The sequence below is a fragment of the Pseudomonas paraversuta genome (assembly GCF_904063065.1).
GTDB lineage: Bacteria > Pseudomonadota > Gammaproteobacteria > Pseudomonadales > Pseudomonadaceae > Aquipseudomonas > Aquipseudomonas paraversuta.
In genome coordinates this window covers 588,823-610,374 of record NZ_CAJFCL010000003.1, presented here as the reverse complement: position 1 = coordinate 610,374, position 21,552 = coordinate 588,823, and the positions used below count along the sequence as shown (strand labels likewise).

Annotated in this window: 19 protein-coding genes; 11 read left to right on the top strand and 8 right to left on the bottom strand. The window is 54.4% G+C overall.

Features of this window, described 5'->3' with window-relative positions; genetic code table 11:
• Positions 1–19: 19 nt before the first annotated feature.
• Both JQ845_RS08785 and JQ845_RS08780 read left to right on the top strand, forming a co-directional pair.
• Positions 20–523, top strand: coding sequence for a cyclophilin-like fold protein (locus JQ845_RS08785; protein WP_161719687.1), 504 nt, complete (start codon positions 20–22; stop codon positions 521–523).
• Positions 524–548: 25 nt separating this feature from the next.
• A complete protein-coding gene (locus JQ845_RS08780) occupies positions 549–1,577 on the top strand; it encodes an alpha/beta hydrolase (RefSeq protein WP_202210516.1) in 1,029 nt (342 codons plus the stop codon).
• Positions 1,578–2,273: 696 nt separating this feature from the next.
• On the opposite strand, the gene JQ845_RS08775 is transcribed toward JQ845_RS08780, so the two are convergent.
• From JQ845_RS08775 to JQ845_RS08765, 3 genes are all read right to left on the bottom strand, one after another.
• Entirely contained in the window at positions 2,274–2,573 is a 300-nt protein-coding gene (locus JQ845_RS08775; protein ID WP_202210515.1) for a hypothetical protein, read from the bottom strand.
• Between the two features lie 730 nt (positions 2,574–3,303).
• Entirely contained in the window at positions 3,304–4,674 is a 1,371-nt protein-coding gene (locus JQ845_RS08770) for an MFS transporter (protein WP_203008890.1), read from the bottom strand.
• 83 nt (positions 4,675–4,757) lie between these two features.
• A complete protein-coding gene (locus tag JQ845_RS08765) occupies positions 4,758–7,133 on the bottom strand; it encodes a cytochrome P450/oxidoreductase (protein WP_161719680.1) in 2,376 nt (791 codons plus the stop codon).
• A gap of 106 nt (positions 7,134–7,239) precedes the next feature.
• Here JQ845_RS08765 and JQ845_RS08760 point away from each other — a divergent pair, with 106 nt between their 5' ends.
• From JQ845_RS08760 to umoC, 3 genes are all read left to right on the top strand, one after another.
• Positions 7,240–7,935: an IclR family transcriptional regulator gene (locus tag JQ845_RS08760; RefSeq protein ID WP_003447676.1), complete on the top strand. Its 696-nt coding sequence runs from the start codon at positions 7,240–7,242 to the stop codon at positions 7,933–7,935.
• Positions 7,936–8,229: 294 nt separating this feature from the next.
• Complete coding sequence (locus JQ845_RS08755) at positions 8,230–8,571, top strand: hypothetical protein (protein ID WP_003447675.1); 342 nt, start codon at positions 8,230–8,232, stop codon at positions 8,569–8,571.
• 369 nt (positions 8,572–8,940) lie between these two features.
• Complete coding sequence (gene umoC, locus JQ845_RS08750) at positions 8,941–9,450, top strand: lysozyme inhibitor LprI family protein (RefSeq protein WP_203008889.1); 510 nt, start codon at positions 8,941–8,943, stop codon at positions 9,448–9,450.
• 221 nt (positions 9,451–9,671) lie between these two features.
• Here the strand turns inward: umoC and JQ845_RS08745 are convergent, their stop codons facing one another.
• Both JQ845_RS08745 and JQ845_RS08740 read right to left on the bottom strand, forming a co-directional pair.
• Positions 9,672–11,375, bottom strand: coding sequence for a peptidoglycan D,D-transpeptidase FtsI family protein (locus JQ845_RS08745; RefSeq protein WP_236010201.1), 1,704 nt, complete (start codon positions 11,373–11,375; stop codon positions 9,672–9,674).
• Between the two features lie 243 nt (positions 11,376–11,618).
• Positions 11,619–12,512, bottom strand: coding sequence for a LysR substrate-binding domain-containing protein (locus JQ845_RS08740; RefSeq protein WP_003447660.1), 894 nt, complete (start codon positions 12,510–12,512; stop codon positions 11,619–11,621).
• 109 nt (positions 12,513–12,621) lie between these two features.
• Between JQ845_RS08740 and phnD the strand changes: the two genes are divergently transcribed.
• The 5 genes from phnD to JQ845_RS08715 all read left to right on the top strand — a co-directional run bounded on the left by phnD (position 12,622) and on the right by JQ845_RS08715 (position 17,323).
• Complete coding sequence (phnD, locus tag JQ845_RS08735) at positions 12,622–13,491, top strand: phosphonate ABC transporter substrate-binding protein (protein WP_160627264.1); 870 nt, start codon at positions 12,622–12,624, stop codon at positions 13,489–13,491.
• Positions 13,488–14,291, top strand: a complete 804-nt coding sequence (gene phnC, locus JQ845_RS08730; RefSeq protein ID WP_010656068.1) for a phosphonate ABC transporter ATP-binding protein — start codon at positions 13,488–13,490, stop codon at positions 14,289–14,291. The genes phnD and phnC overlap by 4 nt, the downstream gene beginning before the upstream one ends.
• Positions 14,288–15,106 carry a phosphonate ABC transporter, permease protein PhnE gene (gene phnE / locus JQ845_RS08725; protein ID WP_010656069.1) on the top strand — a complete coding sequence of 273 codons (819 nt, stop codon included), beginning with the start codon at positions 14,288–14,290 and terminating at the stop codon, positions 15,104–15,106. Before phnC ends, phnE begins: the two co-directional genes overlap by 4 nt.
• A gap of 136 nt (positions 15,107–15,242) precedes the next feature.
• Positions 15,243–16,421: an iron-containing alcohol dehydrogenase PsrA gene (gene psrA / locus JQ845_RS08720; protein ID WP_203008887.1), complete on the top strand. Its 1,179-nt coding sequence runs from the start codon at positions 15,243–15,245 to the stop codon at positions 16,419–16,421.
• Positions 16,422–16,753: 332 nt separating this feature from the next.
• On the top strand, positions 16,754–17,323 hold the full coding sequence (locus JQ845_RS08715) for a YceI family protein (protein ID WP_003447651.1): 570 nt from the start codon (positions 16,754–16,756) through the stop codon (positions 17,321–17,323).
• A gap of 128 nt (positions 17,324–17,451) precedes the next feature.
• Here JQ845_RS08715 and JQ845_RS08710 read toward each other — a convergent pair whose 3' ends face one another.
• The 3 genes from JQ845_RS08710 to JQ845_RS08700 form a co-directional block, all read right to left on the bottom strand.
• Positions 17,452–18,498 (bottom strand): alpha/beta fold hydrolase, encoded by a 1,047-nt coding sequence (locus JQ845_RS08710; protein ID WP_203008886.1) that lies wholly within the window; start codon positions 18,496–18,498, stop codon positions 17,452–17,454.
• 248 nt (positions 18,499–18,746) lie between these two features.
• Entirely contained in the window at positions 18,747–19,019 is a 273-nt protein-coding gene (locus JQ845_RS08705) for a hypothetical protein (RefSeq protein WP_161719672.1), read from the bottom strand.
• 121 nt (positions 19,020–19,140) lie between these two features.
• Complete coding sequence (locus JQ845_RS08700; RefSeq protein WP_203008885.1) at positions 19,141–19,638, bottom strand: hypothetical protein; 498 nt, start codon at positions 19,636–19,638, stop codon at positions 19,141–19,143.
• Between the two features lie 416 nt (positions 19,639–20,054).
• Here JQ845_RS08700 and JQ845_RS08695 point away from each other — a divergent pair, with 416 nt between their 5' ends.
• The gene (locus JQ845_RS08695) at positions 20,055–21,536 is read left to right on the top strand and encodes an MBL fold metallo-hydrolase (RefSeq protein ID WP_203008884.1); all 1,482 of its coding nucleotides are present in this window, start codon (positions 20,055–20,057) and stop codon (positions 21,534–21,536) included.
• Positions 21,537–21,552: the final 16 nt, after the last annotated feature.

Genomic DNA, 21,552 nt, shown 5'->3' with positions numbered 1-21,552 from the left:
ACGATCCTGGAGACGGGTCATGACCGGGAGCATTCACCCCGCAGCAAATACCCCGCAGCGCGAAGGCTGGGGCAAGCGGTCATTTGGTTGGCCTGGCGTGCTGTATTCAGCTCTCGTGCTTGGCAGTTACATCCTAATGAATGATGCCGCGTCGGCGTCCTCGATCACGGAGAAATATCCCATGTGGATGACAGTCGGCGAACAACGCTTCGCCATCACCTTGGCCGACAACGCAGCCGCTCGGACGTTTGCCACGCTCCTGCCACTCACGCTGGAGATGAACGATCTCAACAGCAATGAAAAATACGCCAGCCTTCCTGCAGCCCTGCCCTCCAATGCGAGCAAGCCGGGAACGATCCACGCGGGTGATCTGATGTTGTATGGCAATGACACCCTGGTTGTTTTCTATATGACCTTTGAATCGACATACGCTTACACACGCCTTGGACATGTGGACGAAAACGCGAACCTTGCACAAGTGCTGGGCCGACATGCCGTGAAAGTAACTATCTCCCAAAACTGACTACTCTGCTTCGATAGGGCTACCAATGAAAAAGCTCATGGTTTTACTCACCCTTCTTGTCAGTTCACTCTCAGCAACAGGAGCCGATATGTCCAGAGGCGCGGATAATTTCTATACCAGCGACAAAGTGACAGTGCAGAAGGTCAATTTCAAAAATCAGTACCAGATGAACGTGTCGGGTAATCTCTTTGTCCCCAAAAGCCTTGACGCCAACACCAGAAGTCCTGCGATTGTTGTTGGTCACCCGATGGGCGCGGTCAAGGAGCAAAGCGCTAATCTGTATGCCACTAAACTGGCAGAAAAGGGCTTTGTGACACTGTCACTGGATCTTTCATTCTGGGGCGAAAGCGAGGGGCTGCCACGCAATGCAGTTTCGCCGGATATTTATGCCGAAGACTTCAGTGCCGCGGTGGATTTTCTTGGCACCCGGCCTTTTATCGATAAAGAGCGGATAGGCGCACTCGGCATCTGCGGGAGCGGCAGCTTTGTTATCAGCGCAGCCAAGATCGATCCACGCATGAAAGCCATCGCAACGGTCAGCATGTATGACATGGGCGCAGCCAATCGTAACGGCTTGAAGCATGGGCAGACGCTTGAGCAGCGCAAAGAGACCATCGCGCAAGCCGCACAGCAGCGGTATGTAGAGTTCACCGGCGGTGAAACGCTCTACACCAGCGGCACGGTCCACCAACTGGACGAAAATACTCACCCGATTCAGCGTGAGTTCTATGATTTCTATCGCACACCCCGTGGCGAATACACACCAGCCAGCTCGTCCAGAGAGCTGACCACGCACCCAACGCTTACTAGCAACATCAAATTCATGAACTTCTACCCTTTCAATGACATCGAGACGATTTCACCTCGTCCGATGCTATTCATTGCCGGAGCCGATGCCCACTCCAGAGAGTTCAGCGAAGAAGCTTACAAGCTTGCGGGTCAACCCAAGGAGCTCGTCATCATTCCTGGCGCTGGCCATGTTGACCTTTATGATCGCGTCGATCTCATTCCTTTTGAAAAACTGGCGAGCTTTTTCCAGAGTAATTTGAAGTGATGACAGTGAAGTCGAATTAACCATTCGGCTTGAACGGTGTTTGTCCAAGGTCCGCTTCTGGCCGATTGTAGTCCTTCGCGACAGGCTGCTATCGGCCAATAGCGGACAGTTAAGATACGAGTTCAGCTACCGTTTTGCAGTAGTGCGGACAGCGCAATATGCCGGCTTGATCTACGCACTTGAGTGAGAGGTGGCGTCCTATGAAAAGGGGACACATTTATTTTTCTAACGGTTTTCGATATCAGGACAGGGATCATTGCCGACCAAGCAGCCTTGAGAGCGGTGCAGACGTATACCAGGGATGTCTGCCAGCGCCCCTAAAAGGCCCGGGTTTCGCTTTGTCTTTTGCGGCCAGTTCATTTTGACGGTTCTTCTTATCCAACTGGCAGCCCAACCAGAGTGTTGCGATACCGAAAACAAACAGTAGTACTACCTGATATATGGGCACTATTTTCTCTCTGGAAAATTAGATGCGCAGAAAAATTTGGCTGCATCGTGCACTATTTTTTCGAAGCGCTCAAATGAGTGACGAGTGAGCAGCGTTTTGATGGTGGGCTGATAGGGCTTAAAGAAAATAAAGACCTGCGAGCAGGCCATGATGGCCTGCTGCAGTAATATTCAGGAGTAGCGAGAGCAATAGTGTTTTTGTTTTTGTAGAGTCCTGGGTCGCTACTCTCTTGTGTTGCTTTATTGTTTTTAAACTGCGCTTCGGCAGCTCTCGCAGCGCCATCCCTTATAACTTTCGGAATTCTCAAGCGCTGTAACCAAATCACGACCGCCTATACTATTTTTGCAGTTGTTATGTTTTTCATTTGGTTGTTTTATCCCCTCGCATTGTTTTTTCAGGAAGGGGTTTACCACCGCTTGCTGCCTTGACGAAAGTGCTCTAAATCCCTTGTCTACCGCTAGCTGGGCGAAGCTCTGTACGCTTGGTTTTTCACCTTGAAATGCGTTCTGCGCGATAAGGGCCGAGAAAATCTCTCGCTCGATAGTCATTCGTTAATCCTTTATTCAATCAACAAGTTTGCTCATGTTTTTTCTTGTTCTGAGCAATGCGAAAGCATACGTTACCATTGGGTGTGGTTTTATTGAACTGGGTTTCCATCCAGCTATAAAAGGCAAGGCTTCTCCTTTTTGGTCGGTAAATATTGGCTTCTTGGTGTTTAGAATATTTCAACAGGTCTTTGTTGCAATTTATTTCTTGTTCGAGAGAGTGAGGAAGTTTCGCTTAGCACACAGTACCTGCCGTGGGAGACTCCTGTCTGTCGCACTAAATTTATGAATGACGATACTGCTTATGAAGTTCTATAAAGTTCGGCGATTCCCTATTCCGGGCTGTCGACAAAATCTCCACGGCAGGTACTGTGTGCGAAGCGACCTAAACGGCCTTGACTAACTAACAGGGGGGCGAAATTCTCAAGTCTCCACAGAAGTGGCGGTACGTTTGTGGCTAGAGGCTGAGTCTCTGGTCGAGTCGGTTCGGGAGTGCCAACACAAAGCCTTAAGCGATGAGGGCGCTACTCATCATTTAATCGGATGGATCCGCTCAGGATGAATTGCCCCGACTTTCCTGGACGCCTTTGAGCGGCTGCTTCTGGCCGATTGTAGTCCCTCGCGACAGGCTGCTATCGGCCCATATCTGCCGGTCGCAGCCGGCAGATATTTACCCAACGAACCGTCGATGGATTTATGCCCCATTGGCCTCAAACCGCTCTTCGTCGCGACCTCAAAGCGGACTGCTTTCCTTGACCTGCCCTTTCCACTCGCGGACTTCATCCTTCGCCTTGGGTGCCTTCACCTGAGATATGAACAGCGCCGCCAGAACTGCCGGAATAGCGCTGAGGATGAAAATTTGACTGACCGGCATCTGCATACCGATAAACAGGCTGCCGAACAGTGGCCCCAGAATCGAACCAAAGCGCCCTACTCCCAAGGCCCAACCGGCCCCAGTAGCGCGGCAATGGGCCGGGTAGAAGTTGCTGCTGAACGCGTTAAGTGTCAGTTGTCCGCCTATCACACACATACCGGTGGCGAAAACCAACCCGATCATCACGACCTTATTGTCGTGAAACAGACCAATCAGGAAGGTGAACAATCCAGCTGCGGCAAGCACCACACACAACAGTTTTGCCTTGTTGGTGACACGGTCGGCAAAGTAGGACATCGCGCCTGCGCCGATCGTCCCGGCAAACAGGAACAATGACGTGATCAAGTTTGCTTCACTGAGGTTGACGCCGTTCTGTTTGAGCAAGGTCGGCAACCAGCTCACCATGAAGTACAGCAAGATCAACGCCATAAAGAACGTTGCCCAGATCATGAGCGTGGGGCGGGCATAGCCATTGCGGAACAGCTCGACCACGGCAAAGCGACTGGGGAATTGAGACGCCTTCGACTGCGCATCCCATACCGGCAACGGCTCCCAGTCGAGTTTCATTCTGCGCGTCAACGCGCGCAACCGAACAAAAGGGGCTCCGTCTTTGAGCAACCTTGGCAACGACTCCGGCAGGAACAAGAGCAACGCCGGCAAGAGCATCAAGGGGGCGATACCTCCGGTGAGAAATACCGACTGCCAACCAAATCGGTCGATCAATGCTGCGGCCACGAAACCGCCCATTGCCCCGCCCAGGGAGAAGCCACATGCCGCCAGCGTTACCATCAATGTGCGCTGGCGAGGTGGCGAGTACTCGGACATGAGCGCCATTGCGCAGGGCATGGCACCACCCATGCCGATTCCGCAAATGAAGCGAACCCAGACCAACCCCTCGATGGAGTTGACCAGCGCCGTTGTCAACGTCAGCAGGCCATAGACCGATACGCAGCCTATGAGTACAACGCGAATGCCGATTCGATCGGCCAGGGGCGTGACCAGCAGTGATCCAAACGTCAGTCCCAGCAAGTTAGCGCTGAACACCGGGCCGAACAGTACTTTATCTACGTTCCATTCCTGAGCCAGTGCCGGCACGACGTAACCAAGCCCGAGCGCGTCGTAGCCGTCGGTGATCAACAGCAACGTCAGTAACAGTAATAGCCGCCATTGAAATCCTGAGATCGGGTGGCGATCCAGGGTCGCACGAAAATTCGAGATCTGATCCTGCATGGTTGTTTACCTGATTATTATTGTTTGGGTAAGCAATGGGTGACAGCGCGCGGGTGTGCGAATGCCACCCGCGCCTTGAAGCCCTAAAGCTTCAATACCAGTCGGCCGGTCCTGGCTCTTGAACAGCAGGCCATCATTCGATCGTTTACCTGCCGTTCCGAGGGGGTCAAGACCTGATCCCGGTGATCCACTTCACCCTGAGCAACGCGCACCTCGCATGAGCCGCAGAGGCCTTCGCCACAGTCACTGGGAATATCCACGTTGAAGGCTTGAAGGGCCTGCAAAAGCGTTTGCTCGGGGGCCACCTGGATGGTCAGCCCGGAGTCTTGCAAATCGACCGTGAAGCCCTTTTCAGTGCTCGCATCAAGCGGCTTGAGCGCGGCACTGAAATGTTCGATGCGCAAGGTCAGGTCTGGCCTACAGAGCACCTGCTCTTGCAAGTGAGTCAGCAGCCGCTCTGGGCCGCAAGCGTATAGCTGGGTCCCCGCCGCAGCCGTATCCAGCAGCGAGCTGACCTGCAGGCGCCCCCCTTGTTCCGCGGAATAAAACTGCACACATTCCAGGTGGTCACGCGTGAGCCTCTCGATAAAAGCCATTGATTGCAGTGAGCGCCCGGCGTAATGAATGCGATATCGCTTACCCAATTGTTTGAGGCGGTCTGCCATGCTGATGATCGGTGTAATGCCGATACCGCCTGCTATCAGCAGGTAGTCATCCGCCGTCTCATCCAGTCGAAAGTGGTTCCTCGGGCCGCGAATTTTCAGCGCCATGCCTTCGGTGACCGTTTGATGGATAAAGGCAGAGCCGCCTCTGCCGCTTCCCTCCTTGAGAACAGCAACTCTCAGTTCGTGGCCATTGTGCAAAATGCCACACAACGAATATTTACGAACATAGTCACCTGCGATCACATCGATGTGGGCGCCCGGCGTCCAACCCGGCAGCTTACTCCCGCCTGGATCGGCCAACGTGATACCCAAAACGCCGTCGGCTTCCTCCTTTACTTGCGTAACGATCACATGGCGGTAAATATCGGCCCGCGCGGGTGGACCTATTTTCAGTGGAAGGTGACTGTCAACGATCCCTGGTACGGCCCGTTCCGGATTGCGCTCTGGATCCCACTCAACCCACAAGTGCTCCGGCCCGTGGAATGAAATATTCGGGATACCTTCAAACTTCTGGTTCTCCACCAGCCGCATGTGAGGCAGACGCTTGGTGAATTCTTCAATGAAAATGCGCATTTCCATACGCGCCAGATTCTTGCCCAGACACTGGTGGCTGCCATAACCAAACGATAGATGGTCGGTGGTGTTGTCTCGGTAGATATCCAGCTCGTCGGCGTTTTCGAAGTGTCGTTCATCATGGTTGGCGGAGGCCATGACCACCATCAACCTGGCACCTTTGGGGATCTCGACATTGCCAATGCGCGTCGATTCGGTCGCCAACCGCCGCCACGCGACAATCGAGCCGGAAAAACGCAGGCACTCCTCCACCGCATTGGGAATCAATGCGGGATCGGCGCACAGTTGATCCCAGGCCGTACGGTGGGTCAGCAATAACTTCAAGGCATTGGCTGAAGCATGCGCGGTGGTTTCATGCGCAGCGACGATACCGGCCATCATCATGGAGTGCAGATAAGAGTCGGTCACGATCTCGGGGATATCCTTCTGCCGCTGAAGGGCATAGCCCATCCAGCCTTCGCCCGAATCTTCCTTGCGCATTTTTTCCAGTACCTGGCCGGCATACCGCCAGAATTGTCCAACCGCTTCGGCGACGGCCACCTGCTCTTCCGGAGAGGGCCTGCCCCATGTGTTCACGGTATGGGCGATCGAGTACTTGCGCAGAGTGTCCATGTCCTCTTCGGGGACGCCCAGAAAATGCAGCGCTACCGTCAGCGGCAATTCCCAGAGCATTTGATCCACCAGATCGGCCTTGCCGGCATTGATGAAGCGATCGATGTAATCGCGCGTTAAACGCCGCACCATTGGCTCATGGTGGGCCAACTCCTCTACCGAAAACGACCCCATCAGCGCCCGGCGTCTATCCATGTGCGCCGGTTCATCTTCATTGACCAGTGTTCTATCCATGGCGTAACCGTGACCCATCAGCACGTCCTGTGCCTCCTGGGCAAAAGGTGTGACCTTTTCCAGTGCGTTGGCGGGCGAGTAAATCCGATTGTCACGAAATATCGCTTTCACATCCTCGTAGCGGCTGACAATCCAGTGACCCATCTTGTCACTGTAAAACACCGGCTCCTGATCCCTGAACCAGCGCAAGGCACTGGCAGGATCCAGCTGATACGGCTCGTCGAAAGGATCAAAGCTGGCCGCCGCTGCAGAGAACGGACACCCCGCACTTGCAGCGGGTTTCATCTGGCCATGATCGAACGGACATTTTCCGGCACTGACTGATTGACCGGCTTCACGGGATGCAGTCTTTTCCGGCGCACTGGGCTGAGACATGGTTGACCTCTTATTGTTTTACTTTTATCGCACAACTGTGTACTAATACAGAAAAAGAGCATATGCCGTTCTTTTGTTTGCGTCAAAGAACCTGGAGCGTCCTCCTATGGAAAAGAGCAAGAACACCCTGCAAACCCTCGATCGAGGGCTTCAGGCTTTAAGCATCATTGCTCAACAGGACAGCGGTATATCCATCGCCGAACTGGCCGCTCGCCTTGAGGTGCATCGGGCCATTGCCTATCGAATTGTGACCACGCTGGAGGATCACTTTCTGATCAGTCGCGGGGCTGAAGGTGTTATCCGTCTTGGCGCTGGAGCAACTCTCCTTGCCGCTCGCTTCGAACCCCGGTTGAGGGCTGTAGCACAGCAACCGCTGTTCGACCTGGCCAAACAGTCTCAAGCCAGTGCTTTCATTTCCGTTACTCAGGGCAATGAATGCATGGTGATCATGGTTGCCGACCCCGAAGAGTCGTTGATGCGCGTCGGGTATCGAATCGGTAGCCGCCACCCTCTTCACCAGGGCGCGGCCGGGATTGCGATTCTTTCTGGCCGCAAGGCGCATCCCGAAGACTCGGAGGCCGTCATACAGGGGCGTGAGCTGGGCTATAGCCTGACTCACGGTCAATTGCAGCCCGGGGCCATTGGCGTGGCGAGCCCGATCAGTCGCCCTCACAACCAGCATTTTTTTGAAGCCTGCGTGGGTGTTGTTGCCTTGAACTCGCTGGATCTGGATATCGCCACTCAAGCTGTACCTGAAGCGGCGGCGATCATTAGTCAATTGCTCGGTGCTGCCACGGCATAAGCTTCACAGACGTAACTCGGCAAGGCCGCGCCACGGTCTGTCAGAGAACGCTTCTGGCCGTAAGCAGTCCTGCGTGAAAGGCTGCTTGCGGCCAACAGAAGACGTTCGCAAAGCCGTAGAAGCGCGCTGGCTAAATCCTTACACTTGAAGCCAGCTACAACAGCGTCCCCACCCAACCGGCCCAACGAACTTGAACTGGCGGTGGCGCGTTTCAGAATGCAACGCGTGCCCGATACTCTCCGAGCAGTTGTTGAGACGAACTGTGCTTGATTGATCCTTCTTGAGGCAGTGAACATGCAAAAATTATGGATGCGCTACTCGCAATTGCTCGACAAGGATCTCAATGCCAAGATCTTCGACAATTTCAAAAATATGGTTCTGTGCGCGCTTCTGTTTGCAGCGGGTACGAACGCTTTGCACAGTGATCACAAGCTCTTTATGAGCATCACGGCCACCAACATGGCTGGGTGGGGGGTGATCACCATCTCTGGAATACTCATGCTGCTGAACGTCAGTGATGGTATTCGCCGCCTGGCCCAACTGCGCTACCACCTCGTCTTTCAGCTTTTGATAGTGCTGGTCTATATATTGATTTCCGCACGGGTGGTGGAAATGGTCTGGAGCTACCGCGCGTAACGGATGGAGCTCTCCCGGCCCCGAGATTTGAAGTGCAGCACACTGCTGTGTGGGTGGCTGATTAAATCCACGGGCCCCCTCGCAACATCAAGAGCCAGAGCAGATTCAACTCTGCCCCTCTCTGCGACCATGGTTGACCCAAAGGCTGACCCTGCCACTTCAGTCCGCCCATCCAATGATGCTTCACCCTGATTTGCAATTCCCGGCATCTCCCCCCGACCTTTATGAACAGTTTGCCCAAGATGCAGTCAAACAGGCCTTGGGCTGTGAACGCCATTAGAGCTAGTCTTGCAGACGCAGTACGCAATTGGCCAAGCATCAAAAGTTGTTTCTTGCCCCTCGAAAAACGCTTTCCAAAGGATAGATAAATTGAGAAAACTCATTTCGGTGGTTGCTGTAGCGACTACATTTGCCATGGGTACTGCATTCGCTCAAGCACCCGCGAAACCAGATGTGAACCCAATCGCAAATAGCGCTATCAATACCGCAGTTGCGCCTGGTACTGGCGCAGCAAAAATTGCAGTGGCCAACGATGCTCAAACCGGAGCACTGAACGAATGCAACAACTCCATTGGCGATCAGCCCCGGACAGCGTTGCAAAGCTGCCTTGAGGGCAAGACTCGCGAAATCACGTCACAAATGAATATCGCCTTCAAAAAACTGGAAGCTCAAACAAAAGAAATCGATTCGAGTGCGACGGCCAAAGCCCTTGAATCGCTGCTCGCCTCTCAGAAGGCCTTTGAAAAATTCAAGGATGCACAGTGCCAATGGGAAAGTGATTCCATGATGGGGGGATCGGGCTCTGGAGATATTTTAAGTGCTTGCAAAGTCGATTTGATGCGCTGGAGAACGAAGCAACTTTCCGAGCCAGGGGCGTAGTCAAGCTCACAGGTCGTGAGCCACTCCATGCGGGCATGGCCAGTATCGCAGTCAAGGCTCAACTCAATCCATCTGCAGTCAGGTGACTGTCAATACTGGTCCAGGGCAAATAAACCGCATTCAATCAAGGGCAGCAGCAGCTGGTCACACTCAGTTTTGCCAAAAGCGGCAGTCGTACGGGGTATTAAAGCCGACCCTGACTGCTGCAACAGAGACAGCGCCTACTGAACGATTGGGGCCAGTGCTGCTGGAAGGACTTCACTTGCATTGCCAGGTATATTCCTGACCCGAAGCACATCTTCAATTATTTCCTTGAAAATCGGCGCTGCAATAGCGCCCCCAAAGTAACCATTTGCAGTTGGCTCATCCACGACTACAGCCATAATGAATTCAGGCGCGTTGGCCGGAGCGATACCTACGAACATGGCTCTATATTCATTACTTTTATATCCACCGCTGGATGCCTTGCGTGAGGTCCCGCTTTTACCCGCAATGACATAACCTTCGATTGCTGCGCGCTTTCCACCTGCTCCAGGTCCATCCACGGCATGTACCATCATGTCCAGAATGTTGTTGGCGACCTCCGGGCTTATGACATTGCGTGGCGGCTGCTTCTCACCCTTGATTAGCGATAGCGGTATAAGATCCCCATCATTGGCAAATACGGTATAGGCTTGAACCAGTTGCGCCAGGTTGACCGACAAACTATACCCGTATGAGAGACTCGCCGTAGCGATATCTGACCATACCCTCCTGACGGGAACTGTCCAAATACTTTCCCCTGGAAAGTAAATCGCAGTATTGTTTCCGAACCCCAGATCAGTAAGCAATTGCGAAATCACTGCTCCTCCTGTCGGAATAGCAACCTTGCTCATGCCGACATTTGAAGAACGACGGATGATTCCTGCCAAGTCCAACTGGCTGTCTCTGCCTACATCCCGAATGGTATATCCATTGATTTTTATGAAACCCGGCGCTATTGGGATAATGGCATTTTTGTCAATTATATTGGCTGTGAGAACGGCGGCCATACTGAATGGTTTTATTACCGAGCCTGGCTCATACACATCAGTAAACACACGATTTCGAATAAGCTCCGCGTTGAAACCTCTACGTGCGTTTGGATTGAAGGAAGGCATCGTAGACAGTGCCAGTATTTCTCCTGTTCTGGCGTGTATGAGAATTGCACTTGCCGACCTGGCTGCATTGTTCTTTACCCCTTTGAGCAAAGCTTTTTCAACATAATATTGAAGTGTCGAGTCAATTGTTAAATGCAGATTTTCTCCGGGGGTAACGGGCTTGTGCACCAGGATCTCACGGGTGACTCGCTTGTGTAAGTTCAAGGTGCGTTCTTCCAGGCCAGGCTTGCCAGAAAGCTTTTGGTTGTACATCAATTCGATGCCTTCGATACCCTGCTGGTCAATATTAGTGAAGCCTAATGTCTGGGCAAGCATCGACGTTTGAGGGTAAAACCTTTTGTATTCCTGGCACTCATAAACACCTGGAATAGATAACTTCATGATCTTGTTCGCGCGCTCAGGATTAATTCTTCTGGCCAAATAGGCAAAAGATTTACCTTGTTCATTCAATGTTAACGCCCTGATCCGCGAGGCATCAATATCAAGCTGTTCATCCAGGATGACTGCCTGCCGATTCGTTGGGGCAAACTGCCCGGGATTTACCCATAAGGTACTCACGGGTGTGGAAACTGCCAGGGGCTGATTAAACCTGTCAAATATAGTACCGCGAACGGGAGCTGTTTCAATCAACCGCATTGAGCGTTTACGACCCTCATTGCTCAAGAACTCATGAGAAAAAACCATGAGGTAAGTTATTTTGGCCGCAAGCGCCATTGAGAGGGAACAAAAGATAGCGATCACGATGGTAAATCTTGGATTTGTTGCTAGGGAACTCACGCTGTACATCCTGATTTATACGTTCAAAACAAAACCACCCTAACTAAATTATTATCATCCTGCTTTGTAATATTAAGAAACATCATTGCGTGAGCGATTGATCTCCAGTGTATTCGGTGGAAAATCTGGCTGTGAGATTTAGCACCACTGGATAGTTATCATTGGCGCGACTGTTGGCAAAACAAGCTCCTTGCCAAGTTTTACTAATTCTCCTGATTTTCCTGGCCCCTCCAATCGGCCAATCGCGGACTTTCAATATTCGCCAGCCGAATGTGAGTCGTTCACCTGCGCCGAAAGAACCACATCAAAAAACGATGTAATGAGTCGACTGGAGCGCCGCTCGGCCAGGCAATAAAGATAGGTTTCGGTGTAGAGCGGATCCCCCTCGATGCGGATCGTGCGAATACGGGGATCGGCGATGAACTCCGCTTCGGAGACCACCCCCAGCCCGATCCCACGCACCACAGCTTCGCGCAATGCCTCGCGGCTGCCGATTTCCATGGCGATGCGGGGCACAACTTGTGCCGCCAACAAGGCCTGTTCCAGGACCAGACGAGTAGTGGAACCGGGCTCCCGTTGCAGTAGCCGCTGGCCGTCCAGTTCCTCGAGTCGTACTGACTCGCGTTTTGCGAAAGGATGCTCATGGTGGGCAAACAGGATGATGGCGTGACGTGCGTAATGCACGGCGCAGAGTCCTGGATCTTCGTGCCATCCGGCCAATACCGCAATATCGGTCACGTAACTCTCAAGATCGGCCAGCACCTGCGCCGAGTTGCCAACCCGTATCGAAACATCGATACGCGGATGCTGCTGAAAGTAATTGTCGACCATCTCGATCACATGAAAAGGCCCCACCGCCCCTATCTTGAGCTGGCCACTGTCAAGCCGCCCGGAGTCACGCAGCAAGTTGTGCGCGTCCAGATCCAGCGCAGCCATCGCTTGAGCAATGGGCAGTAATTGCCGGCCGACATCGGACAACTCAATGCGCCGCCCGCGACGGTGAAACAGCTCCAGATTGTATTGCCGCTCCATGCTCTGGACTTGTGTGGTGAGCGTCGGCTGGCTGAGCCCAAGGGCCCGTGCGCCGGCACTGAAACTTCCGTGACGTGCCACGGCGAGGAAGGCACGCATCCTGGCGGTCGACATCCATAGACTCCATCAATACTTAGCTGCGAAAACCTATATTGAATTGATCGTATGACTGTCACGTGACATTTCTAGCCTGAGGTCACTCCAACCAATCGCCTGGAATGCCATGAATAATTTCTCCGGATTTTTGCGTGTCGCCGCTATTGCCTGCCTCTCCATAAGCGCTGTCTGCCAAGCAGGAGCGAACGAGAAATTGAGAATTGGCCTGATCCCGTCGGAAGACTCCCAGGCGATGATCGAGTCGAGCAAGCAAGTGCTCAGCAGCCTTGAAGCCAAACTGGGCATGCCCGTCGAACCCTTTGTCGCCACGGACTACAACGGCATCATCGAAGCGCTGCGTGCAGGCAAACTGGATGTGGCCTACCTCGGCCCTTTCTCCTATGTTCTGGCAACGTCGGTAGCAGACGTCGAAGCGTTCGCAGTAGCCGTCACCAAAAAAACCGGGCAAAGCGCCTACAAGAGCGTGATCCTTGCGCGCAAGGACAGCGGCATTCAGCAATTGTCCGATCTGAAAAATCACACCTTCGCGTTTGTCGACCCCAGCTCTGCTTCTGGCCATCTGTTCCCCAAAGCCGGACTGGAACAGGCCGGTTTTGATCCCGCAACATTGTTTTCGCGAGTGGTGTTCTCCGGTTCCCATGACGCAAGCATCCTCGCTGTAGCCAACGGCAAGGTAGATGCTGGCGCCGTCGCCGACCGCATTCTGACCAACGCCGTGGCCAGAGGACTGGTGAAGCAGGATGACTTCCAGGTGGTGTGGAGTTCGCGTCCGATCCCGGAGTCTCCAATGGTCTGGCGGCAAAACCTCGACCCGGCACTCAAGAAAAAAGTCGCTGCCGCCCTGGCTTCGGTGAAGGACGTGCCTTGGGGTGACCAGGGCCAACTGGATGGCTTCCAGCCCACTACCGATGCGGCTTACGACGTCGTCCGCGAAACCGCTAAGGTGCTCAATCTCGATTTGCGGAGGCTCAAATGATCAGCATCCGCCAACTGACCAAGCACTACGGCCCAAACCCGGTTCTACGCGGGATCGACTTGGAGGTGGCAGCAGGAGAATTCGTGGTGGTGCTGGGCCAGTCCGGTGCGGGTAAATCTACTTTGCTGCGGTGTATCAACCGACTGGTCCAGGCCGATTCCGGAACACTCTCAGTGGCAGGCATTGACGCACTGGCCTGCCGCGACACCAGCGTTCTGCGACGTCAGGCGGCAATGATTTTTCAGCACCACAACGTCGTACCGCGTCTGAGCGTACTGAAGAATGTACTCACCGGATGCCTGGGCGCGGTGTCAACGCTCACCTCCATCATGCAGTTGTTTCGGCGCGAGGACGTGGCGCTGGCCATGCAATGCCTGGAGCGCGTCGAGCTGGCGCACAAAGCCCGCGAACGGACCGATTCGCTCTCCGGGGGGCAGATGCAACGCGTGGGCATCGCACGTGCCCTGGCGCAACGCCCAAAAGTGATTCTGGCCGACGAGCCGGTGGCCAGTCTCGACCCGAAGACTGCGCGCCTGGTGCTGCAATATTTGCGCGACGCCACGCGGGAGCTGGGTATCACGGTGTTGTGCAACCTGCACCAAGTCGATTACGCCCGGGAGTTTGGAGACCGGATCGTAGGCCTGGCCCACGGAAAACTGGTGTATGACGGTAGCGCTTGCAGCATGACCGAAGACGACTTGCAGCGCATATACCCCGGCCAGACAACGGCCCCCCAGGGCGCCACTGCGAGAGCGGACGAACTGATAACCCCCGTCGCGCAAGTGAGGGCTCAAGCATGAAACAGCAAAGTTATCTGTGGACCGTGAGCCTGCCTCGCGGACCGCGTGGGTGGCTGTCCACTGGCGCAATCGTGCTGGCGGTCATTCTGACACTGCACTGGAGTGCCACTGGCGCGCAATTAAGCGTGGCTGAACTGGCGGCAGGGTTGCCACAAATTGGTGATTTCCTTGCACGCACCGTCCCACCCGACCTGAGCATTGTTCCTCGACTGTTGGCCCCTGCCGTGGAGACTCTGCAAATTGCCATTTGGGGCACATTGCTCGGCGTGTTGATGGCCATTCCGCTGTCATTTCTTGCGGCCCGCAATCTGAACAAAAACCGGTTGGTGTTCCACGCAACCCGGCAGTTTCTTAATTTCACTCGCAGCATAAATGAGCTGATTCTGGCCCTGATATTTGTCTCGGCGGTAGGCCTTGGGCCCTTCCCCGGCGTGCTGGCGCTGGCGTTGCATGGCCTGGGCATGCTTGGAAAATTCTTTGCCGAGAGTATCGAGGAGATCGACCAAGGCCCGATTGAAGCACTCCAGGCCACCGGCGCACGGCCCTTGCAGGTCATCGTTTTCGGGGTACTGCCGCAGGTCATCACGGCCTGGATTGCAGTGGTCCTTTACCGCTTCGAAGTCAATTTACGCTCGGCGACCGTACTCGGCATGGTGGGTGCGGGGGGGCTTGGTTTTGAGCTGGTGAGCAGCCTGAAACTGTTCAAGTACCAGGAGACTGCCACCTGCATCATCGTCATCACGCTGATGGTGATCGTCGCTGATGCGGTGTCGGGTCGATTGCGCAACGCGATCCAGCGTGGCGCTCACAACTGAACATCCCTGCCCCAGGCACTCACATTGAATCAAGTATCGGTTCAGCCGATTAATGCCTGCGAATTATCGATTTGAGCTGTTGGAGAAGCCCCCCGAGTATGGGGCCACTTCCAACAACAAAAATAAAGGACCCGCCATGATTGCCCGATTCCACAATCCCGTTGATACACGATTCGGCTGGGGCAGCCTGCTTGAGCTTGCCGACATCACTGAAAACCAGAAAGTCGCGCTAGTGACCTTTCCCGAAGCGCGCGGGCTGGGATTGGTTGATCGCATTCAGGATCTGCTGGGCGACCGTCTGGTGTATGTAATTGAAGATGTCCAGCCTAATCCTGACGTGGCCCGGCTACGGGACACCTATGAGCGATTCTGGCAGCAAGCCGGCGATTGCCACGCGGTCATCGCAGTAGGCGGCGGCAGTGCCATCGACACCGCCAAGGCGCTGATCGTGGGCACTGAATCGGGGCACTTTGATGAATTGCTCGTATTGCTGGCAACCGGCAAACCCTTCATCCCGGCGCGCAGCAAAATACTGATCGCGGCGCCCACCACGGCGGGTACCGGCAGCGAGGTGACGCCCTGGGCGACGATCTGGGATTCGGCCAGCCATAAAAAATACTCGCTGCACCTTGAATGCACCTGGCCGAAAGTCGCGATTATCGACCCGCAACTGATGCTGACCGTGCCTGGCGGCGTCACCGTTTCTACCGGGCTGGATGCCTTGTCCCATGCGCTGGAGTCGGTCTGGAACATCAATGCCAATCCGGTTTCCGACACCTTCGCCATCTCCGCCATTGCGGACATTTTCGAATGCCTGCCGCAGCTGCGTCGTGATCTCACCAACAAAGAACTGCGTTCGCGCATGGCGCTGGCCGCCCTCAAGGCAGGACTGGCGTTTTCCAACACCAAAACCGCCCTTGCCCACTCGATCTCTTACGAGATGACGCTGCAATACGGCCTGGCGCATGGCATTGCCTGTTCCTTTACATTGCCGCTGGTGCTGGGCCTGGCCTGGGGTCACGACGCAGCGCGCGACCGTACTCTGCAACGAATTTTCGGCAACGACCTGGACAAAGCTCAGGATCAGTTGCGCGAATTCCTGCATAGCCTGGGCGTGAAAACGGAATTTTCCGACTATGGCGTAACGGCGGAGCAAGCCGAGCAAATGATTCTGTGCGCCATGCAGGGCGCAAGGGGCAAAAACTTTATCGGCTCTCAAGCCGCCTGGCCCCTGCCAACACTCGACAAGTACTGTCAGCGGCATGACGAGCCGCGACGATTGCCTGCTGCCCTCGCAAAAGAGAGCGGCCGCTAATTGACAGTGGCCGCCCCCGGACAGCTGCAACCAAAAGCAGCAAGCGAGGTGCGTCATGCTCGACGCCCCTCCTTCTCCCCGGCGCCATTGGCTGCCACTCGTTACTGAGGGCATCGGGGCCTGAGTGTTTAAAACGCTTTCTCGAACACTGCTAAGATTCCTGAAGGGCGCATTCCGAGGAAAGCGTCACCCCTGCCAAAACCCGGCAGGCGTTGGTACGCAGCCAGGTAAAAGTTGAGCCCTCTGCGGGTTGCAACAAACGGCCAGTCTTTGCTTCACCTCAGCTACTGCCACACCTTTCGACCCATAAGGGGCCAGTCTTGGAGAGTGCAATGAGCCCTCGATCTCTACGTACCACCGCACTGGCTGTCACTTTTACCCTCGGCTTTTTTCCCGGAGCTGATGCCGTCGAATACACCCACGTCAATCCCGCCGCCAGCACCATAAGTTTTACCTACCACCAGATGGGCTCGAAGGTGTATGGCACGTTTGGCAAGTTTGTCGGGACCCTCGGTTTCGACACCGAACACCCCGAGGCGGCTCAGGCCAAACTGACCATCTACCTCGACAGCATCGACGCCGGCAGCGAAGACGCCAACACTGAATTGCAAAAGCCTGCCTGGTTCGACACCACTGCTTATCCAGTGGCGACCTTTGAGTCGACGCGCATTAAAGACCTGGGCAACAACCGCTACCAGATCATTGGCAACCTTACACTCAGGGGCCTTACCAGGGAGGTAACAGTGCCGATGCTTCTGAAATCAGAGCGAAGCATCGGCATTTTCGACGCAGAGCTGGTGCTCAAACGCAGTGATTTCAACGTCGGGGCTGGCGAGTGGTCTGACAGTCTGGTTTCCAACGATATAGACATACAGTTTCGGATGGTTGCGCCGGAACATTGATTCGACTGCGGCCTGAGTCTCAGGCTCGCGTTCTTCAAGTCAATATCCCTTGATTTGTGGTGGCTGGCGTCCGGTCTCTGCTGCCCTCATCACCGGCAGTATCAACTGCCTGCAATGAGGGCAATCCTTCAGCCTGCTTTTTGCCAGGCGCATATATCCAGGGTTGCGCCCCGGGAGATTTTTTGTTGCGCCACCTCTTCAGGCAGCAAGAGTGACTGCCCCTGATCACAGATCAGCAGGCGCTTACCCTGATAAGCGATGTCGCTGAGAATCTGGCCCCAGTGCCGGTACTGCACGTCATGCCCCTCCCCCGGATAAGCGCGTACGGCAGCAATGTTTGAATAATGCCCGGCCCAGAAATCCTTGTGCTCCATGGGCACTACGCTATCGGCGGTGCCCGCATAAATGAACACCGGTGACTTGACTGCCGCCCCGGAAGCCACCGGTTGCTCGCAATACAGGCGCCACTCATGCAACAGAGGTTTCACGTCCTGGGTGCCTTTCATGAAGAAGGTGCGCAGACCATCATCGTAGGCCGCATCTTGCCAGCCGCGGATGTGTTTGATTGAACTGTCGGCAGGCATGGCCCACCACTGCGTGGGCACCGTATAAGCCAGGGCAGTCGTCGCCAATTGCTCATCGGACAGCTTGCAACGCTCAGCGGGCTTGCCCACCCCCGGTTGGGAATAGGCCGCAGCGTAGTGAATCGAACGCACCCGGGGCGCAAGGTCGGCTCCAATCCGGGCGACATAAGGACCACCACCGGAGATCGCCAGCAAGGAAAATTCATGAACGCCCAGATGGTCAAGCAAGGCATGGACATCGGCACTGTAGCTGCCGTAATCGCCTTTCGGATCGAAGGCACTCTGGCCAAAACCGTTACGTTCCAAGGTGATGAACCGCAGCTTTAATTGCTCGCGGGTAGAGCGCAGAAAATTGGTCAGTTCCAGGGCTCTTGCACTGGTGCCGTTGCCCCCGACAAACACAACCGCGATCCCGTCTTCAGGGCCCTCGTCGATATAAAACAGCTCTTTTCCCTTGTCCGACCATTGATGCACCGGGGTCGCCATCTGATCAAAATCGCTCTGTACGACAACTGGCTGCTCAGTGCTCGCGAGTGCAGCGCAGACGGTAAAAGGCAGGCAGAGCACAGTGACAAATCGCTTTTTCAACATGACATCCTCTTGTACTTATTATGAAAGCCGAGCCCGACTACAGGCGCGAACACCGCCCCTCAGGGCACGCACTTGCCGCTGCGTCGCACAACGCAGTGATCGGTACCGCCATCCTGCAAGGCACCTTTACTATACGCATCAGGTCCCGGGGGTCTTTGTCGAGAACGGGCCAGCCACCAGAAGTCAGTAACTGGAGCGATAGCAACCGCGCCGGCAAACCTTCCGGGAGCCTGTAACAGAGGGGGGGTCTAAGATTTTTTCCGGCGTAACAGCAAAATTAAAAAACCGACCACCTGCATCGCGATCACTCCTGCCACCAGTCCCTGTACCCACGGGCCCAGGATGCTCAGCCATTGCAGCACATAGATCAAAAACACTGCCGAAACGAGGATCCAGCAAATGTTGAGCACACTGCGGATCAATTTTGGATGGCGTCGATACCATCTGGAAGGGCCTTGTGCTCTGACCCCGGAATCAATCAGGCCCAGCAATTCGAGGATGGCGCAGAGAAAGTCGATCATGTCGTCCTTTAACGCAACGGGGTTGTTTGCAGGGCACGGAAGCCGTCAGGCGGATTAAATATAGCAGCCGGCCGCGCAAAGTCTTTTGCACAGCGTCGGGACGATTTTAATTGCTTGTTTTTTACAACTTCCTGTACATGAACACCAGCACCAAACCAACTCCCATAAACAACACTGTATAGATGGTTTTCCTCATTGCCCTGGCGTCTGATTCAACCACCTTTATTTGACACTCCCAGGAAGTAAAGCACTGCGGTATACAAAACTCCACACCTTCTATACGACACGCTATAACCCTGCCTTCGTAATGCCTGACCACAATAGCTTTACCAAGATTAGAACCAAACCCCTTGATGAGGCGGGTATAATCAGGCACCGCCGTTAACTTGATCAGCTTGCCACTGTTTTCTTTAACCAGAAACGAGGTCGAATACTGAGAACTGTCCGCATACGCATACAGTGTACCTTCCGTCGTGACTAATACCCTTTCTACCGGCCTTGGTTCATCCCAGTAACAGTACAGATAAAAAACGCTCAGCGAACATGCGATCACAAAGCAATAGCCCGCACTGCCAAGCAATTTACTGGATTTGAAATTTTTCCAACAGGCGCCAATCACACCACCCCCCGGGCCACACAAGCCTCGTTAAAAAAATCACTCCCGCTCGCTCTGCCCCCGCCCACCATCATGTCTTGTGCACGCCTTGCATAATAGATCAACCTGCCGGGAGCCCTTTGTTTTTCAATGCATCTGCCATCCGTGATCACGACTCACAGAAAAAATTGCACCGCTGTTTTATAAACAGTTTTTTTTCTGTGACATCCGTCACACTCTATAGAAATAGCCCTATGACTAATGACGATAATCAACTTCAGGTTATCGGCAATATCATCTAGTCCGCACGGACGATGCTGCCCCTCTTCAAATATTTATAGTCAAGGCCGCCATCCTGTGGCCCGACTTATTTCAATGTCTGCAGTAACTATTGACAGCCATTATTGATTTATCTTATCAATCAAAGGTTATTTATAAACATGCATAACAATTATAAGAAAGCATTACTGGTAATGGGTTTGAGTGTGATCGCGGGGGGGCTGCAGGCTGCGCCTCAAGTGCCAATATCTGCCGCACCGCCAGACCCTAAAGCCATTGAACGGTTTGAACTACGCACCGACCTGATGAAGCAATACCCCAACATATTGAATACCCTGCGTTCCAATCCGAACGCCGGTTTTGGCGGCCCTGTATCCGCGGCCATTGCCAATCATATGTACAGTAGAACCAACCAGGCCGCGATTGACGATGCGCGCTCAAAGCTGACCATAGAGCCACAGGGCAAGGGGACCTGGTTGTTACGCCTGCCCTTTGTCAATGTCGCGGTATTCGAAACAACCGAGGGCCTGGTGCTGGTCGATAGCGGTTATGCACCCGCAGGGCCGGCTCTGCTTGAGGCGCTGCGCAAGATCAGTGACAAACCGGTTAACACCATTATTATCACCCACCACCATGCCGACCATGCATTTGGTGCCTGGGCGCTGCTCGCGGCCGGAGAGAAGCCGCGCATCATTACCACTGACACTTTTCTTTCCGAACTGGCCACTGACATCAGGCTGGTCAACTTCTCCATGGTGCGCCTCAACAACCAGGACCCGCGGGATGTTCCGCGGCGCATGGAAGATACCATCCTGCCCACCGAAACCTTCCACGGCACCAAAACCCTTAGCATTGGCGGCGAAGACTTCGTATTGACCCAGGCCCGCGGAGAGTCTGCCGACCAGCTTTGGGTGAGCGTACCTTCACGCAAAGTGGTGGTCAGCGCCGACTTTTGGCAACCCTTCCTGCTCAATGCCGGCAATGGCAAGCGCCGTCAGCGCCATGTCGCCGAATGGGCACAGGCATTACGCGATATGGCCGCAACCAGACCGCAACGGGTACTGCCCATGCATGGCGCGGCAATGGTCTCTGGCGCTGAAGCTCAAGACAAGCTGCTGGCAGCTGCCCAGATGCTGGATTCGGCTGTCACCCAAGTGGCCAACGGGCTCAATGACGATAAACGTCCAGATGAAATCGTGGATGCCGTCAAGCTGCCTGAAAAACTGCAAGGGCGCACGGACATGGCGCAGACATACAACCGCTTTCAAGACGTTGCAAAAATGGTCTTGAAAGAAGATGGCGGCTGGTGGAATGGCGTGCCTTCGGATTGGTCCCCTGCCCCGCTCTCGGCCTTTGGCAGTGAAATAGTCGACCTGAGCGGCGGAATCGACAAATTGACCGCCCGAATTAGGGTATTGCAGGACGTAAATCCGGCCCTGGCCTGCAAACTGGCAGACATGGCCTACTTTGCGGCACCGGATAATAAAGACGTCCTGCAAGCATCTCTGGATGCGTACTCCAGACGCATTGTGCCAGGCGTTCCCACTCAAGAAGTGACGGTTTACCTGGAACACATGCTCACGCTCAAGCAACGTTTGAAGCATCTGAATAACCCGCCAGACCAGAGTATCGCATCCCTCTGACCCACCTCTTTTTCAA